1 protein-coding gene is annotated in these 19,937 nt (G+C 76.9%); it reads left to right on the forward strand.

Going from position 1 to position 19,937, the window contains the following annotated elements; translation table 11 throughout:
- The first annotated feature begins 2 nt into the window (after positions 1 to 2).
- Positions 3 to 19,928: a non-ribosomal peptide synthase/polyketide synthase gene (locus tag ACIP4P_RS00155; protein WP_400913085.1), complete on the forward strand. Its 19,926-nt coding sequence runs from the start codon at positions 3 to 5 to the stop codon at positions 19,926 to 19,928.
- The last annotated feature ends 9 nt before the right edge of the window (positions 19,929 to 19,937 follow it).

A 19,937-nucleotide genomic window follows, 5' to 3' on the forward strand; every position in this document is an offset into this window, starting at 1 on the left:
CCATGACGCCTTCGAAGCGAGACCGCGCGGCCGCGCTCCCCGCCGACCTGCGGGAGGCGCTCCGGCTCCGGCTGGCCGGACGGTCCGGCACCACCGCGGCCATCCCGCGCGCCGACCGGACCCGACCGCTGCCGCCGTCCTCGGTCCAGCAGCGGCTGTGGTTCCTGGACCGGCTGCGGCCCGGCGACCCGCGCTACAACAGCGCGCTGGCCGTCCGCCTCACCGGGGCGCTGGACGGCGCGGCGCTGGCCGGGGCGCTGGCCGCCGTGGTGGCCCGGCACGAGGCGCTGCGGACCGTCTTCGAGGAGGTCGACGGGCGCCCGGTGCCGACCGTCCGCCCGGCCGGACCGGTACCGGTGCGCGAGGCCGAGCCGGACCGGGCGGACGGCTTGGCGGCGCTGCTGCTCGCCGAGTACTCCCACCCCTTCGACCTGCGCCGGGGACCGCTGCTGCGCGCCCTGCTGGTGCGCGAGTCGGAGCACTCGCACGTGCTCCAGCTGACCGCGCACCACATCGTCACCGACGGCTGGTCGATGGGCGTCGTCCTGGACGAACTGTGCACCGCCTACGCGGCCCTGGCCCGGGGCGCCGAACCGGAGCTCGCACCCGTCGCCGTCCAGTACCCGGACTTCGCGGCCTGGCAGCGGGAGCAGCTCTCCGGCGCCCGACTGGACGCCCAACTCGCCCACTGGAAGGGCAAACTGGACGGCGCCGTGCCGCCCGAACTGCCGCTGGACCACCCCCGGCGCGGCGAGGAGGCCGGCCCCGGCGCCGTGCACGCCTTCACCGTCCCCGCCCCGCTCACCGCCCGGCTGCGCGCCCTCGCCGCCGAGCGGCACGGCACCCTCAACACCGCCCTGGTGGCGGGCGTCCAGGCGCTGCTGGCCCGCTGGTCCGGCCGGCAGGACATCACCGTCGGCTCGCTGACGCCCGGCCGCTCCCGCACCGAACTGGAACGCGCCGTCGGCTGCTTCGTCAACACCGTGGTGCTGCGCACCCGGGTCGACCCGGCCGACTCCTTCCGCACCCTGCTGGCCGCCGCCGCCGAGACCGGCAACGACGCCCTCGCACACGGCGACACCCCCTTCGAGCGGATCGTCGAGGCGGTGGCCGCACCCCGCGAGGCGGGCCGCAACCCGCTGTTCGACGTGCTGGTGCTGCTGCACCCCGCACCGCCCGCGGCCGCCGCCCCGGAGGGCACCGCGATCACCCCGGTCGAGGTGCCCCGACGGGCCGCCACCTTCGACCTGAGCGTCGAGTTCGTGCCGACCGGCGAGGAGGGCGAGGAGCTCACCGGCCTGCTGGAGTACCGCGCCGACCTCTTCGACCCGGCCACCGCCCGCCGCGCCGCCGACCAACTGCTGCGCCTGCTGGCCGGCGCCGCCGCCGAACCCGACCGCCCGCTCGGCACCCTGCCGCTGCTCTCCCCGGAACAGACCCGGCAGGTCACCCGGGACTGGAACGCCACCGAGCTGCCCGTCGAACCCGCCCTGTACCCCGAACTGCTGCGCCGCCGGGCCGAGTCGACCCCGCAGGCCCCGGCCCTGACCGCCGGTGACACCGTGCTCGACTACGCGGCGCTCAACACCCGGGCCAACCGGCTGGCCCACCGGCTGATCGCCCGCGGCATCGGCCCCGAGCGGCTGGTCGCCCTGCACCTGCCGCGTACCGCCGACATGATCACCGCGATCCTCGCGGTCTGGAAGACCGGCGCCGGCTACCTGCCGCTGGACCTCTCGCTGCCCGCCGAACGCGTCGACCACCTGCTGGAGGACGCCCGCCCGGCGCTCGTCCTGGACGAGGCGGCGCTGCGTGCCCTGGCCGCCGACGGGCCGGACACCGACCCCAGCGCCACCGACCCCACCGATGCCGACCCCACCGCCACCGACCCCACCGACGCCGACCGGACCGCCCCGCTGGACCCCGAGCACACCGCCTACGTGCTCTACACCTCCGGCTCCACCGGCCGCCCCAAGGGCGTCGCCGTCCCGCACCGCGCCCTGGTCAACCTGCTGGCCGCCCACCGCGCCGGCTTCGTCGCCGACGCGGGCGGCGGCCCGCTGCGGGTCGCGCTGACCGCCTCGTTCTCCTTCGACACCTCGCTGGAGGGCGTGCTGCTGCTGGCCGACGGCCACCCGCTGCACCTGGTGGACGAGACCACCCGGATGGACCCAGCCGCCCTGGTCGAGTACGTCGTCCGGCACCTGATCGACTTCCTCGACCTCACCCCCTCCTACCTGCGCCAACTGCTGCCCGCCGGGCTGCTGGACGACCCCCGGCACCGCCCCCGGGTGCTGATGCTCGGCGGCGAGGCGGTCGGCCCCCGGCTCTGGCGCGAACTCGCCGCCCACCCGGACACCGCCGCGTACAACTACTACGGGCCCACCGAGTGCACCGTCGACGCGCTGGCCCACCGGATCGCCGCCGCGGACCGCCCGCTGGTCGGCCGCCCGCTGCCCAACCTCCGGGCGTACGTCCTGGACGACCGGCTCCAGCCGGTGCCACCCGGCGTCAGCGGCCAGCTCCACCTGGCCGGCGCCCAGGTCGCCCGCGGCTACGCCGGCCGCCCCGGGCTGACCGCCGCCCGGTTCACCGCCGACCCGTACGGGCCGCCCGGCACCCGGATGTACCGCACCGGCGACCTGGCCCGCTGGACCGCCGACGGCCGGCTGGAGTACCTCGGCCGCGCCGACGACCAGGTCAAGGTGCGCGGCCACCGGATCGAGCCCGGCGAGATCGAGGCCGCGCTGCTCGACCTGCCCGGGGTCGCCGCGGCCGCCGTCGCCGCCTGGCCGGACGCCCACGGCCACACCCGGCTGGCCGCCTACCTGGTGCCCGCCGAGGAGGCGGAGCTCCCCGCCGCCGAACTGCGGGCCGCACTGCGCCGGGTGCTGCCCGACCACCTGGTGCCCTCCTCCTTCACCACCCTGGCGGCCCTGCCGCTCACCACCAGCGGCAAACTGGACCGCCGCGCCCTGCCCGCGCCCCGACGGGGGGAGGGCGAGGCCGAGTTCGTCGCCCCGCGGACCCCGGCGGAGCGGACCCTGGCCGAGATCTGGGCCGAGGTGCTGGGCGTGCCGAGGGTCGGCGTCACCGACAACTTCTTCGCGCTCGGCGGCGACTCCATCCTGAGCATCCAGGCCGTCTCCCGGGCCCGCGCGGCCGGCCTGCGGATCGGCTCCCAGGACGTCTTCCGCCACCAGACCGTCGCCGACCTGGCCGCCGCCGCCCGCCCGGAGACCGGCCCCGCCGCCGCGTCGCAGCGGATCGACGGACCGGCCCCGCTCACCCCGGTCCAGGAGTGGTTCCTCGCCACCCACGGCCCGCTGCGCCACTACGCCCTGTCGATGCTGCTCGACCTGCCGCGCCAACTCGACGAGGCCGCCCTGGAATCGGCGCTGCGGGCCCTGCTCACCGCCCACCCGGCGCTGCGCACCCGCTTCACCCGGGACGGGGACGGGGACGGCTGGCGGCAGGAGCCGGTCGACACCCCGCCCACCGGGCTGCTCGACAGAGCCGACCCGGCCCGCGACCGGGCCGAGACCGCCGACGCCGCCCGCGCCGAACTGGACCCGGCCGCCGGCATCCTGCTGCGCGCCGTGCTGTTCCCGCGCACCGAGGACGAACGTCCGCAACTCCTGCTGGCCGCCCACCACCTGGCGGTGGACAGCGTCTCCTGGCGGGTGCTGCTCGCCGACCTGGAACGCGCCTACCGGCAGGCCGAGGCCGGCGCCGAACCCCGACTGGAGGCCGAGCACACCCCGTTCACCACCTGGGCGCACCGACTCGCCGCCCACGTCCGGTCCGGCGGCCTCGACCGGGACCTGCCGTACTGGACGGAGGCCACCCGGCAGCCGGTCCACCCGTTGCCCGTCGACCACCCCGGCACCCCGACCGCCGGCTCCGTCCGCACCCTGCGCACCCGGCTGGACCGGGCCGCCACCGAGGCCCTGCTGCGCAAGGTCCCCGAGGCCTACCGCACCCAGGTCAACGACGTGCTGCTCAGCGCCCTCGGCCGGGCCCTCGCGGACTGGACCGGCACCGGGCGGGTGACCGTCACCCTGGAGGGCCACGGCCGCGAGGAGCTGTTCGACGGCCCCGACCTGGCCCGGACCGTCGGCTGGTTCACCACCCAGTACCCGGTCACCCTCACCCCGGCCGGCCCGGCCGACGCCCCCGACTGGGCCGCCACCCTCAAGCAGGTCAAGGAGCAGCTGCGGGCCGTCCCGCACCGCGGCCTGGGCTACGAGGCGCTGGCCCGGCTGCGCGACGGCGACCCGGCCGCCCGCGCCCTGCGCGAGCTCCCGCAGCCCCAGGTCTGCTTCAACTACCACGGCCAGTGGACCGCCCCCGCGAGCGGCGACTTCGCCCCCGCCGGGCCGGCCCCCGGCCGCGACCACGCCCCCGACGAACCGCTCGACCACCTGCTGGACATCTCCGCCGTGGTCGCCGACGGCGAACTCGAACTGACCTGGCACTACAGCGAACAGGTGCACCGGACCGCCACCGTCCAGGCCCTCGCCGAGGCCGTCGACCACGCCCTGACCGCCGTCATCGCGCACTGCACCGCCCCCGGCACCGGCGGCCGCACCCCCGCCGACTTCCCGCTCGCCGGGCTCGACCAGGCCGCGCTGGACCGGATCGTCGGCGACGGCCGGGACGTCGAGGACCTGCTGCCGCTCACCCCGCTCCAGGAGGGCATGCTCTTCCACCGCCTGGTCGGCGGCCCCGACGACGTCTACCTGGACCAGGCCGCCCTGCTGCTGGAGGGCGTGACCGACCCGCAGGCGCTCGCCCTCGCCTGGCAGCGGGTCGCCGACCGCACCCCCGCGCTGCGCACCTCGGTGCTCTGGGAATCCGTCCCCGCCCCGCTCCAGCTGGTGCGCCGGGGCGTGCGGCTGCCCGTCACCCACCACGACCTGCGGGCGCTCGACCCGGAACAGCGCGCCGACCGGCTGGACCGGCTGCGCGCCGAGGACCTCGCCGCCGGACTGGACATCGCCGTCGCGCCGCTGACCAGGCTCACCATGGTCCAACTGCCGGACGCCCGAATGCAGTTGCTCTGGACCTCGCACCACCTGATCCTGGACGGCTGGAGCCTGGCCCAGGTGCTCACCGAGGTGTTCGAGGAGTACGCCGCGCTCACCACCGGCGCCGCGCCCACCCCGGCGGTGCGCCGCCCCTTCGGCGACTACGTGCGCTGGCTGGCCGGGCAGGACACCGAGGCCGCCCGGGCGCACTGGCGGGCCGTGCTGGCCGGCTTCGCCGGTGCCACCCCGCTGCCCGTCGACCGCCCCCGGCGCGAATCGCACCGGGCCCGCTCGGCCGACAGCCACCGGGCCGGCCTGTCCGAGGAGGTGTCCGAGCGCCTCGCCGACACTGCCCGCCGGGCCGGACTGACCCTGGGCACCGTGGTGCAGGGCGCCTGGGCGCTGCTGCTCTCCCGGTACGCGGGCGAGCCGGACGTGCTGTTCGGCACCACGGTCTCCGGCCGCCCCGAGGAACTGCCCGGGGTCGAGTCGATGATCGGCATGTTCATCAACACCCTGCCCACCCGGGTCCGGGTGGAGAGCGGCCGCACCGCCGCCGACTGGCTGCGCGCGCTCCAGGAGGACCAGGCCGGGGCCCGGCGGCACGCCGCCGTCTCGCTCGCCGAACTCACCGGCTACAGCGGGGTGCCGTCCGGCGGCGCGCTGTTCGACAGCATCCTCGCCTTCGAGAACTACCCCTTCGACGACGCCCGCGCGGCCGGCACCGGGGTGCGCCTGGTCGAGGTCGGCTCGCGGGACGCCACCAACTTCCCGCTGGTGCTGCGCGCCTACCAGGGGGAACGCCTCGGCTTCGACCTCGCCTACGACCCGGAGCTGTTCGACGCCGGAACCGTCCGCGAACTCGCCGGGCGGCTCTGCCTGCTGCTCACCGACCTCGCCCGGGGACTGGACCGCCCGCTGCGCGCGCTGGCCTGGACCACCGTCGAGGAGCGCCGGCGGCTGCTGGCCGAGCACAACGGCACCGCCCAGGGCCGGCCCGACCGCACCCTGGTCGACCTGTTCGAGGCGCAGGCCGCCCGCACCCCGCACGCCCGGGCCGTCACCTGCGGCGCGGAACACCTCGACTACGCCACCCTGGACGACCGGGCCACCCGGCTCGCCCACCGGCTGGCCGGGCTGGGCGCCGGGCCGGAGCGGTTCGTCGCCCTCGCGCTGCCCCGGACGGCCGAGCTGGTGGTGGCCGTTCTCGCCGTCCTCAAGACCGGTGCGGCCTACCTGCCGCTCGACCCGAAGCTGCCCGCCGAACGCCGCGCCGAACTGCTCGCCGACGCCGCCCCGGTGGCCCTGGTGACGTTCTCGGACGAGCCCGCCTCCGTCCCCGTGCTGTCGCCGACCGACTCCGAGCCGACCGACCTCGGCGCGCTCGGCCCCGGCGCGCTCGGCCCCGGCCACCGCCCGCTGCCCGACAGCCCCGCCTACGCCATCTACACCTCCGGCTCCACCGGCCGCCCCAAGGGCGTCGTCGTCCCGCACGCCAATGTGGTCCGGCTGTTCGAACAGACTCGGGAACTCTTCGACTTCGGCCCCCAGGACGTCTGGACGCTGTTCCACTCCTACACCTTCGACTTCTCGGTTTGGGAGCTGTGGGGCCCGCTGCTGCACGGCGGCCGACTGGTCGTGGTGCCCGAGGACACCGCCCGCTCCCCGGAGGAGTTCCTGCGGCTGCTCGCCGACGAGGGCGTCACCGTGCTCAACCAGACCCCGTCCGCGTTCCACCCGCTGGTCCGCGCCGACGCCGAACACCCCGAGCTGTCACGGCGGTTGGCGCTGCGCACGGTGGTCTTCGGCGGCGAGGCACTGGACGCCACCCGGCTCACCGACTGGTACGCCCGGCACCCGCAGGACGCGCCGCGGCTGGTGAACATGTACGGCATCACCGAGACCACCGTGCACGTCACCCACGCCGAACTCGGCCCGGCCACCGCCGCCGCGGGCGGCCCGGCCCCGATCGGCGACGGCCTGGCCGACCTGCGGCTCTACCTGCTGGACGGCGACCTCGCGCCCGTCCCGGCGGGCGCGGTCGGCGAACTGTACGTGGCGGGGGAGGGCCTGGCCCGCGGCTACCTCGACCGCCCCGGACTGACCGCCGGCCGCTTCCTCGCCGACCCGTACGGGCCGCCCGGCACCCGGATGTACCGCACCGGCGACCGGGCCCGCCGCCGGGCCGACGGCACCCTGCACTACCTGGGCCGGGCCGACCAGCAGGTCAAGATCCGCGGCTTCCGGATCGAACCCGGCGAGATCGAGGCCGCCCTGCTCACCCACCCCGGTGTCGGCCAGGCCGCCGTCGGCGTGCACCAGGACCCGGCCGGCACCCGCCGGCTGGTCGCCCACGTCGTCGCCGCGGAGGGGACGGCCGAGCCGCCGTCCGCCGCCGAGCTGCGCGCCCACCTGGAACGGCTGCTGCCCGCCTACCTGGTGCCCGCCGCGTACGTCCCGATGCCGGCCCTGCCGCTCACCCCCAACGGCAAGCTCGACCGGCGCGCGCTGCCCGCGCCCGGCCCCCAGGGCTACGCGACCGCGGCCGGCCGCGACCGCACCGCCCCGCACACTCCGGCCGAGCAGCTGGTCGCCGCCGCCTGGGCGGAGGTGCTGGACACCGCCGAGGTCGCCGCCGAGGACGACTTCTTCGCCCTCGGCGGCGACTCCATCCTCGCCGTCCGCGCCACCGCCCGGCTGCGCGCCGCCTTCGGACGGGCCGACCTGACCCCCCGACTACTGTTCGACCACCCCGTGCTGGCCGACCTGGCCGCCGCCCTCGGGACGCCCGCGGCGGCCCCCGGCGCGGCCGTCATCCCGGTGGTCGACGACCCGGACGCCAAACCGCCGCTCTCCTACGCCCAGCAGCGGCTCTGGTTCCTGGACCGCTTCGCGCCCGGCGACACCGCGTACACCACGCTGTCCGTACTGCGACTGCGCGGAACGCTCAACCGGGACGCGCTGGGCGCGGCCCTGGACGGCCTGGTCGCGCGGCACGAGGCGCTGCGGACCACCTTCGCCGAGCGGGACGGCCGGGCCCGGCAGGTGGTGCACCCGCCGTACCCGGTCGAACTGCCCGTCACCGACCTCGACCCGGCCGACCTGGACGCCCTGCTGGAACGGACCGCCGACACCCCCTTCGACCTGGCCGCCGGCCCGCTGCTGCGCGCCCGGCTGGTCCGCACCGGGGAGCGGGAGCACGTGCTCGTCCTGGCGGTGCACCACATCGCCACCGACGGCTGGTCGATCGGCGTGCTCGGCCGCGACCTCGCCGAACTGTACCGGGCCGCCGTCACCGGCCACTGCCCCGAACTGCCCGAACTCCCGGTCCGCTACACCGACTTCGCCGCCTGGCAGCGCGCCCGCGGCGACCGGGCCGAGGCCGAACTCGACCACTGGCGCGAGCTGCTGGCCGACCTTCCGCCGCTGGAACTGCCCACCGACCGCCCCCGCCCGGCCGTCCGCGGCACCGACGGCGCGCTGGTCACCTTCACCCTGCCCGCCGAGCTGACCGCCCGGCTGCGCGAGCGCGGCCGGGAGGCCGACGGCACCCTCTACACCGTGCTGCTGGCGGCCTGCCAGGTGCTGCTGGCCCGCTGGTCCGGGCAGCAGGACCTCGCGGTCGGCACCGTCACCTCGGGCCGCGACCAGGGCGAACTCCACGACGTGGTCGGGATGTTCGTCAACACCCTGGTGCTGCGCGGCCGGGTCCGCCCGGACCTGCCGTTCCGCGCGCTGCTGGCCGAGGCCCGGGACACCGTGCTGGACGCGCTCGCCCACCAGGAGGTGCCCTTCGAACGGCTGGTGGACGCCCTCCAGCCGGAACGCGACACCAGCCGCACCCCGCTGTTCCAGGTCATGGTGGCCCTGCACAACCTCGGCGCCGAGCCGCCCCGGCTGCCCGGCCTGGAGGCGGAGCCGGTCACCCCGCCGATCCGCCACGCCACCTTCGACCTCTCCTTCGACTTCGTCGAGACCGACGGCGGCCTGACCGGCCACCTGGAGTACAGCACCGGGCTGTTCGACGCCCGCACCGCCGAGCAGCTCGCCGCCCGGCTGACCGTGCTGCTGACGGCCGTCGCCGACGGCCCGGACACCCCGGTCGGCGCGCTGCCGCTGATGACCGCCGAGGAACGGGACCGGGCCGTACGGCTGGGCCGCGGCGAACCGCTGCCCGCGGAACCGGACACCGTGTTCCCCGCCCTGTTCGAGGCCCAGGCCGCCCGCACCCCGCAGGCCACCGCCCTGGTCGCCCGGGACGCCACCCTCGACTTCGCCGCCCTCAACGCCCGGGCCAACCGGCTCGCCCGCCACCTGGTCGCCCTCGGCGCCGGCCCGGAACGGCTGGTCGCCGTCCGGCTGCCGCGCACCGCCGACCTGGTGGTGGCGCTGTTCGCAGTGCTCAAGGCGGGCGCCGCCCTGCTCTTCGTCGACCCGGAGCTGCCCGAGGAGCGCGCCGCGCTGCTGCTCGACGACGCCCGGCCGCACACCGTGCTCACCGAGCAGGACCTGCCCGGGGTGCCCTGGGCGACCCTGCCCGGGCACGACCTGACCGACGCCGAGCGGACCGCCCCGCTGCGGCCGGAGCACACCGCCTACGTCATCTTCACCTCCGGCTCGACCGGCCGCCCCAAGGGCGTCGCCGTCGAGCACCGCCAGCTGGTCCACCTCTGCCGCGACCACCGGCACGGCCTGGTCGCCCCGCACACCGCCGAGGGCGAGCGGCTGAGGATCGCGCTCAGCGCCTCCTTCTCCTTCGACACCAGCTGGGAGGGCCCGCTGCTGCTCGCCCTCGGCCAGGAACTCCACCTGGTCGACGAGGACGTCCGGCTGGACCCGCAGGCCTTCTGCGCCCTGGTCGCCGACCGCCGGCTGGACCTGGTCAACGTCACCCCGTCCTTCCTGCGCGAACTCACCGCCGCCGGGCTGCTCGCCCCCGGCCGCCACCACCCGCGGCTGCTGCTGGTCGGCGGCGAAGCCGTCCCCGCCGCCACCTGGCGGCAACTGGCTTCGGCGAAGCAGGAGTTCGGCGTCACCGCCTACAACGTGTACGGCCCCACCGAGACCACCGTGGACGCCACCTGGGCCCGCTGCGCGGACCACCCCGCCGGCCCGGTCATCGGCCGCCCCGGCCGGGGTCTGACCGCCCACCTGCTGGACGGCGCGCTGCGTCCGGTGCCGCCCGGGATGCCCGGGGAGCTCTACCTGGCCGGCCCGCAGGTCGCCCGGGGCTACCTCCACCGCCCCGGACTGACCGCCGCCCGCTTCCTCGCCGACCCCTACGGCCCGCCCGGCGCCCGGATGTACCGCACCGGGGACCGCGCCCGCTGGACCGCCGCCGGACAGCTGGAGTTCCTCGGCCGGGCCGACGACCAGGTCAAGATCCGCGGCTTCCGGATCGAGCCCGGCGAGGTGGAGGCCGCACTGCTGGCCCACCCGGACCTCGCCGACTGCGCGGTGGCCGCCCGCGAACACGCCGGGCGCACCCTGCTGGTCGGCTACCCGGTGCCGGCCGCCGACCGGGTGCCGCCCGCCGAGGAACTGCGGGCCTGGCTGCGCCGCACCCTGCCCGACCACCTGGTGCCCACCGCCTTCGTCCCGCTGGCCCGGATCCCGCGCACCGCCGGCGGCAAGACCGACCGGCGCGCGCTGCCCGCCCCGCCCGCCCAGCCCGACCGCGCCACCCCGTACGTCGCCCCGCGGCCCGGCACCGAGCAGCGGCTCGCCGCGATCTGGGCCGAGGTCCTCGGGGTGGCGCGGGTCGGCGCCCGCGACAACTTCTTCGCCCTCGGCGGCGACTCCATCCTGAGCATCCAGATCGTCTCCCGGGCCCGGGCCGCCGGGTTGGCGCTGACCACCAAGGACGTCTTCCGGCACCAGAGTGTCGCCGAACTCGCGCTCGTCACAAGGGAAGTGGCGGAACATCAGGAGGAGGCGGAGCCCGACCGGGCGCCGCTCACCCCGATCCAGCGCTGGTACCTGGACGCCCGCCGCCCCGGCGAACCGCTGCGCTTCAGCATGACCCAGCGCCTGGAACTGGCCCCCGACACCGACCCGACCGCCCTGGGCGCGGCCGTTCTCGCCCTGGTGCACCGGCACCCGGCGCTGCGCACCCGCTTCGGCCGGGACGGGTCCGACTGGTACCAGGAGGTCCAGGAGCAGCTGCCCGACGACCTGTTCACGGTGAGCAGCCCGGACCCCGCCGCCCTGGAGGCCGAGGTGCAGCGCGCCACGGACGCGGCCCAGCGCTCCCTCGACCCCGTCCGGGGCCGGCTGATCCGCGCCCTGTTCTTCGACGCCGGCCCGCAGCGGCCCGGCCAACTCGTGCTCACCGTCCACCACCTGGCCGTAGACGGGGTCTCCTGGCGGATCCTGCTGGCCGAGCTGGAGACCGGCTACCGCACCGCCCGGACCGGAGCCGCGATCGAACTGCCGCCGGAGGGCACCTCCTACGCCCGCTGGGCCGCCCGGCTGAGCCGGCACACCCGCGCGGGCGCCCTGGACGGCGACACCGGGTACTGGACCCGCACCGGCGCGGCCCCGGCCGGCCTGCCCACCGACCGCCCCTCGGCCACGACCCCCGGCGCCACCGGCCAGGCCGACGCGGCCACCGTCACCGTCACCCTGGACGAGCCGACCACCGAGGCCCTGCTGCGCGCCGTGCCCGCCGCCTACCGCACCCAGGTCAACGACGTCCTGCTCAGCGCCCTGGGCCGCACCCTGGCCCGCTGGTGCGGCCGGGACACCGTGCTGATCGGCGTGGAGGGGCACGGCCGCGAGGAGATCCTCGACGGACTCGACCTCTCCCGCACGGTCGGCTGGTTCACCGCCGAGTTCCCGCTCGCCCTGCGCGTCGACCCGGCGGCCGGCTGGCACGACACCCTGCGCGCCGTCAAGGAGCAGCTGCGCGCCGTCCCGCTGCGCGGCCTCAGCCACGGCGCGCTGCGCCACCTCCACCCGGACGGCCCGCTCGCCGGGGCGGCCGTCCCGCGGATCGGCTTCAACTACCACGGCCGCTTCGACACCGCCGCCGGCGCCGACGGCCTGGTCCGCGGCCCGCTGCCGCCGGCCGGACGCGACACCGACCCGGACGAGCCGCGCCCCTACCTGCTGGAGGTCACCGGCGCGGTCCAGGACGGCCGGCTCGAACTGGGCTGGACCTACTCCCCGGCGATCCACGACGAGGCCACCGTGCGCGGCCTCGCCGAGGGGATGCGCACCGCCCTGCGCGAACTGGCCGAGCACTGCGCCCGCCCCGACGCGGGCGGCCGCACCCCCTCCGACTTCCCGCTGGCCGGGCTGGACCAGACGCGGCTGGACCGGCTGGTCGGTGACGGCAGCGCCGTCGAGGACGTGCTGCCGCTGACCCCGCTGCAGTCCGGCATGCTCTTCCACGGCCTGGTGGACACCGACGGCGCCTACGTCGACCGGATCGCGGTCCGGCTGGCCGGCGTCGCCGACCCGCAGGCCTTCGCCGCCGCCTGGCAGCGGGTCGCCGACCGCACCCCGGCGCTGCGCTCCGCCGTCCACTGGCGCGGGCTGCCGCACCCCGTCCAACTGGTCGCCCGGCACGCCGCCCTGCCCGTCCGCCACCTCGACCTGCGCCACCTCGACCCGCGCACGGCGGCGCCGGAGCAGCTGGCCGCCGAGACCGAGCGGCTGCTCGCCGAGGAACGCGCCACCCCGCTGGAGCTCACCACCGCGCCGCTCACCCGGCTCGCCCTGGCCGCACTGCCGGGCGAGGAGGTGCTGCTGCTCTGGTCCACCCACCACCTGATCCTGGACGGCTGGAGCACCGGCCAGCTGCTCACCGAGGTGTGCGAGGAGTACGCCGCGCTGACCGGCGGCCCGCAGGCACCCCGACCGGTCCGGCGGCCGTTCGCCGACTTCCTCGGCTGGCTGCGCGAGCAGGACACGGCGGCCGCCGAGGCCCACTGGAGCACCGAACTCGCCGGGTTCACCGCCCGCACCCCGCTGCCGTACGACCGCCGGCCGGCCGAGGCCCACCGGGCCCGCTCCACCGCCGCCGTCCACCGCGAACTGGACGAACCGCTCTCCGCCCGGCTGCGCGAGCACGCCGCCGCCGCCGGACTGACCGTCAACACCGTGGTGGAGGGCGCCTGGGCGCTGCTGCTCGCCCGGCACGGCGGCGGCGAGGACGTGGTCTTCGGCACCACCGTGTCCGGACGCCCGGCCGAACTGCCCGGCGTCGAGGCGATGATCGGCCTGTTCATCAACACCGTCCCCACCCGGGTGCGGCTTTCCCCCGGCGGCGTGCTGCCCTGGCTGCGGGAGCTCCAGGACCGGCAGAGCGAGGCCCGCCGGTTCGACCACCTGGCCCTGCCCCGGATCCAGGCGCTCGGCGAACTCCCGGCCGGGGAGCCGCTGTTCGACAGCATGCTGGTGTTCGAGAACTACCCCGTCGACGAGTCGGCGGCGGACCGGACCGGGGTCCGGGTGGTCGAGGTGCGCGCCGACGACGCCACCACCTACCCCTGGTGCCTGCGCGCCCACCTGGGCGACCGGCTCGGCTTCGACCTGGCCTACGACCCCGCGCTGTTCGACCCGCGCACCGCCCGGGACGCCGCCGACCGGCTCACCCTGCTGCTGACCGGCCTCACCGAGGCCCTGGCCGACGGCCGCGCGCTGGACGCGCTGGACCCGCTCACCCCGGCCGACCGCGCCCTGCTCGCCGACTGGCGGGCCACCGCCCGCCCGGCCGACCCGCGCAGCCCGCTGACCGTCTTCGCCGAGCAGGCCCGGCGCACCCCCGACGCCCCCGCCGTCCGCGAGGGCGACCGCACCCTGACCTACCGCCAGCTCGACGCCTGGTCCGACCGGCTCGCCGCCCGACTGCTGGCCGAGGGCCCGGCCCCCGAACAGCCGGTCGCGCTGGAGCTGGAACGCTCGGCCGAACTGGTCGTCGCCCAGCTGGCCGTGCTCAAGGCGGGCGGCGCCTACCTGCCCGTCGACCTGCGCGCCCCCGAGGAGCGCCGCCGCACCCTGATCGACCGCGCGGGCGCGGTACGGCGGCTCACCGCCGAGGAGATCACCACCGCCCGCACCGACCCGGCGCCCCGCGAGCTGCCGCCCGCCGACCCGGACCGGCTGGCGTACGTGATGTACACCTCCGGCTCCACCGGCGAGCCCAAGGCGGTGGCCGTCCGGCACCGCGACATCGCCTCGCTCGGCACCGACAGCCGGTTCGCCGACGGCCGCTGCGCCCGGGTGCTACTGCACTCCCCGGTCGCCTTCGACGCCGCCACCTTCGAGGTCTGGGCCCCGCTGCTGACCGGCGGCTGCGTCCTGGTCGCCCCCGCCGGACCGGTGGACGCCGCTCTGCTGCGCCGCCTCGCCGGACCGGACGGGCCGACCGCGCTGTGGCTCACCGCCGGACTCTTCCGGCTGCTCGCCCAGGACGCCCCGGACTGCTTCGCCGGCCTGCGCACGCTGTGGACCGGCGGGGACGTGGTGCCCGCCGCCGCCGTCCGCCGGGTGCTGACCGCCTGCCCCGGGCTGACCGTGGTGGACGGCTACGGCCCCACCGAGACCACCACCTTCGCCACCGCCTTCGAACTCGCCGACCCGGCCGCGGTGCCCGACACCGTGCCGATCGGCCGACCGCTGGACGACCGGCGCGTCCACGTCCTGGACCGGCGGCTGCGGCCCGTCCCGCCGGGCTGCGCGGGCGAGCTCTACCTGGCCGGCGAGGGCGTGGCCCGCGGCTACCTCGGCCGCCCCGGCGCCACCGCCGCCCGCTTCCTGGCCGACCCGGACGGCCCGCCCGGCGCCCGGATGTACCGCACCGGGGACCTCGCCCGGCGCCGCCCCGACGGCACCGTGGAGTTCCTCGGCCGGGCCGACGACCAGGTGAAGATCCGCGGCTTCCGGGTCGAACCGGCCGAGGTGGAGGCCGCGCTCGCCGCCCACCCCGGGGTCACCGACGTCGCCGTGGTCGCCCGGACGGACGGGCCCGGCGCCCGGCGGCTGGTCGCCTACCTGGTGGGCGCCGACGGCGCCGTCGACCCCGCGGAACTGCGGGCCTTCGCGGTGCGCACCCTGCCCGACTACCTCGTCCCCGCCGCCTTCGTCCCGCTGGCCGCCCTCCCGCTCAGCCGCAACGGCAAGGTCGACCGGGCCGCCCTCCCCGCCCCGGAGCAGGAGCCCGCCGCCGGACCCGCCGAACGGGTCGAACCGCGCACCGACGCCGAGCGCCGCACCGCCGAGGTCTTCGGCGAGGTGCTGGGCATCCGCCCGCCCGGAGTGACCGCCGGCTTCTTCCAGCTCGGCGGCGACTCCATCCTCAGCATCCGGCTCGCCGGCCGCCTCACCGAGGCCTTCGGCACCGAGCTCACCCCCCGCGCGGTGTTCGACCACCCGACCCCGGCCGGACTGGCCGTGCTGCTCACCGCCCGGACGGCGGACCCGGCCCGCCCGGCCGTCGTCCCGGTCCCCCGGGACACCGCCGCACCGATGTCCTACGCCCAGCAACGCCTGTGGTTCCTGGAGGAGTTCGCGCCCGGCGGCGCCGAGTACGTGACCGCCCTCGCGCTGCGGCTGCGCGGCCCGCTGGACGCCGACGCCCTCGGCGCGGCCCTGCTCGCCCTGGTGGACCGGCACGAGTCGCTGCGCACCACCTTCGAGAGCGTCGACGGGCAGGGCGTCCAACGCGTCCACCCGCCGCGGGAGCTGCCGCTGCCGCGCCACGACCTCGCCGAACTCCCGGAGCAGGAAAGGGATCCGGAACTGCGCCGGCTGCTCGCCGCCGAACGCGCCCGCCCCTTCGACCTGCGCCGCGGCCCGCTGCTGCGCCCCGCGCTGCTCCGACTCGCCGAGGACGACCACGTCCTGGCGCTGACCCTGCACCACATCATCACCGACGGCTGGTCGACCGCCGTGCTGCTCACCGACCTGGCCCACCTCTACCGCGCCGAACTCGACCCCGCAGAACCGCCGTTGGCGCCGCTGCCGGTGCAGTACGCCGACTACGCCCACTGGCAGCGCCGTTCCGACGCCGAGGAACAACTCGACTACTGGAAGCAGCAGTTGGCGGGCGTCGAAGCGCTCCGGCTGCCGCTCGACCGCCCCCGCCCGGCGGTGCGCACCAGCAACGGCGGCACCGTCCGGCTGGAGCTGCCCGCCGCCACCGCCCGGCGGCTGGCCCGGGTCGGCCGGGACCGGGACACCACCCTGTTCACCACCCTGGTCGCCGCCGCCCAGGCCTACCTGGCCCGGCTCAGCGGCGACCAGGACATCGCCGTCGGCACCGTCACCGCCGGCCGCGAACGCCCGGAGACCCAGCAGCTGATCGGCTTCTTCGTCAACACCCTGGTGCTGCGCTCCCGGGTCGACCCCCGGCAGCCCTTCACCGACCTGCTCGCCGAGGTCCGGCAGACCGTCCGGGACGCCTTCGCCCACCAGGACGTGCCCTTCGAGCGGGTGGTCGACGAGGTGCAGCCGGTCCGCGACACCAGCCGCAGCCCGCTGTTCCAGACCCTGGTGGTGCTGCAGAACACCCCGGCGGCCGAACTCGACCTGCCCGGCCTGGCGGTGACGGACGTCGAGACCGACACCACCCGGACCGCCTTCGACCTGGTGCTGGAGTTCGCCCGGGGCGACGACGACGCCCTGCACGGCCTGCTCACCTACAACACCGACCTGTTCGAACCGGCCACCGCCGCCCGGATGGCCGAGCAGCTCGCCACCCTGCTGACCGCCGTCGCCGACGGCCCGGACCGCGCCGTCGGCACCCTCCCGCTGGCCGCCGCCGACCGGCTCGCCGCCGAACTCGACCGGGCCCGCGGCGACTTCCCGCCGGTTCCCGAGAGCACCCTGCCCGAGCTGTTCGAACGGCAGGCCGCCCGCACCCCCGACGCCCCGGCCCTGCTCGACGCCGACCGCACCCTGAGCTACGCCGAACTGGACCGGGCGGCCAACCGGCTCGCCCACCGGCTGGTCCGCCGCGGCATCGGGCCGGAGCGGCTGGTCGCCCTCGCCCTGCCCCGCTCGGCCGCCGCCGTGGTCGCCCAACTCGCCGTCGCCAAGGCCGGCGGCGCCTTCCTCCCGGTGGACCCGGACTACCCGGCCGCCCGCCGGGAGTTCATGGTCCGCGACGCGGGCGCCGCCGTGCTGCTGGACGACCCCGACCAGGTGTGGTCCGCCGACGGCCCGGACACCCCGCCCGCCCGCGCCCTCACCCCCGCCCACCCGGCGTACGTGGTCTACACCTCCGGCTCCACCGGCACCCCCAAGGGCGTCCTGGTCACCCACGCCGGACTCGCCGCCTTCGCGGCCGCCGCCGCCGACCGGTACGCGGTCGGCCCCGGCGACCGGGTGCTCCAGTTCGCCTCGCCCAGCTTCGACGCCTCCGTCCTGGAACTGTGCATCTCCGTGCTCAGCGGCGCCGCGCTGGTCACCGGCGAGGAGGGGCCGCTGGTCGGCGAACGGCTCGCCGAAGCCCTCGCCGGACGGCGGATCAGCCACGCGCTGATCCCGCCGGCCGCCCTCGCCACCCTGGACCGGGAGACCGCGGCCGAACTGCCCGGGCTGCGCACCCTGGTGGTCGGCGCCGAGGCCTGCCCGGCCGACCTGGTCGACACCTGGGCCCCCGGCCGCCGCATGGTCAACTCCTACGGGCCCACCGAGGCCACCGTGGTCGCCACCTGGACCGGCCCGCTGGCCGCCGGCACCGGCGCCGCCCCCGCCATCGGCCGCCCCAGCGGCGCCACCCGCGCCTACCTGCTGGACGCCGCGCTACGGCCCGTCCCGCCCGGCGTCACCGGCGAACTCCACCTGGCCGGCCCCGGCCTGGCCCGCGGCTACCACGGCCGCCCCGGCCTGACCGCCCAGCGCTTCCTGCCCGACCCCTACGGCGCCCCCGGCGACCGGATGTACCGCACCGGGGACCTCGCCCGCCGCGACGCCGACGGCCAACTCCGGTACTGCGGACGGGCCGACGAGCAGATCAAACTGCGCGGCTTCCGGATCGAACCCGGCGAGATCGAGAGCGCGCTGCGCCGCAGCCCGCTGGTCCGCGACGCCGTCGTGACCGTCCGCACCGACGCCCCCGGCGGCGGCCGGCTGGTCGCCCACGTGGTCTACACCGACCCGGCCACCGGCGCCGACGACCCCGCCGCCACCGCCCTGGAACTGCGCGCCCAACTCGCCGAAGCACTGCCGCCGCACCTCGTCCCGGCGGTGTTCGTCCCGCTGGAGCGGCTGCCGCTCACCCCGAACGGCAAGACCGACCGGCGCGCCCTGCCCGACCCCGGACCGGTCCAGGCCGCGGCCGGCCCGCACCGCCCGCCGCAGAACGACACCGAACGACGGATCGCCCGGATCTGGGCCGACGTCCTCGGCCTCGAACAGGTCGGCGCCGACGACAACTTCTTCCTGCTCGGCGGCGACTCCATCCTCAGCATGCAGGTGGTCTCCCGACTGCGCCGGGACGGCCTGCACCTGGCCACCCGGGACCTCTTCACCCACCAGACCGTCGCCGAACTCGCCACCGTGGTGCGCAGCGCCCCCGAACGCGCCGACGACGGCCCGGTCACCGGGGCGGTGCCGCTCACCCCGATCCAGGAGTGGTTCCTCACCACCCCGCGCGCCGCCCACCACCACTTCAACCAGTCCGCGCTGCTCGAACTCGCCCCCGACCCCGACCACACCGCCCTGCGCGCCGCCCTGGACGCCCTGCTGGAGCACCACGACGCCCTGCGCATGCGGTTCACCCGGGACGCCTCCGGCTGGCGGCAGTTCAACCCGCCGCCGACCCCCGGCGAGGACCTGCTCGTCCACCACGACCTGACCGGCCAGTCCGCCGAATCCGCCGACGCGGCCCTCGCCAAGGCCGCCGACGACCTGCACGGCGGCTTCGACCTGGCCGCCGGACCGCTGCTGCGGGCCGCCCTGTTCACCGGCGAGCCGGACCGCCCGCCGCTGCTCCTGCTGGTCGCCCACCACCTGGTGATCGACGCCGTCTCCTGGCGGGTGCTCCGGGACGACCTGGAGAGCGCCTACCAGCAGGCCCGCGAGGGCGGCCCGATCACCCTGGGGGAGCGCGGCACCTCCTTCCGGGACTGGGCGCAGCGGCTCGCCGGGCACGTCGCCGAGGGCGGGCTCGACCACGAACTGCCCCACTGGGAAGAGGCGGTGACCGCCCACGCCGAACTCCCCGGCCACCCCGGCGAAGCGGCGGGCGCCGAGACCGCGACCGTCACCGTGGAACTCGACGAGGCCGACACCGAGGCCCTGCTGCGCGCCGCCCCCGCCGCCTACCGCACCCGGGTCAACGACGTGCTGCTCGCCGCCCTCGCCCTGGCGCTGGCCCGCTGGACCGGGCAGGACCGGATCCGGCTGGACCTGGAGGGCCACGGCCGCGAGGACCTGCTGGAGGGCGTCGACCTGTCCCGCACGGTCGGCTGGTTCACCACCGTCTTCCCGGTCGCCCTGGACGTCCCCGACCCCGAGCGGCTCGACCCCGACCGGGACTGGCGCGCCCTGGTGAAGGCGATCCGCCGCCAGCTGCGCGCGGTGCCCGGCAACGGGCTCGGCTTCGGCGCGCTGCGCACCTTCGGCCCGCCCGAGGTCCGCGAGCGGCTCGCCGCCGGCGCCCACGGCCAGGTGGTCTTCAACTACCTCGGCCAGTGGGACGCCCGGCCGGACACCCCCGGCGACGGCCTGGTCCGGGCCGAACTCGGCTCCTGCGGCCAGGACCACGACCCCCGGGACGGCGGCTCCCACCCGCTGGAGGTGGTGGGCGCGGCCCAGGGCGGCCGGCTCGCCTTCACCTGGCACCACCGCCCCGCCCTCCACGACCCGGCCGCCGTGCGCCGGGCCGCGGCGGACTTCGCCGAGGCGCTGCGCCAACTCGCCCGGCACGCCCGGCAGGCCCGCTGACTCGCTGAC

It is taken from the genome of Kitasatospora sp. NPDC089509 (assembly GCF_044749365.1).
GTDB lineage: Bacteria > Actinomycetota > Actinomycetes > Streptomycetales > Streptomycetaceae > Kitasatospora.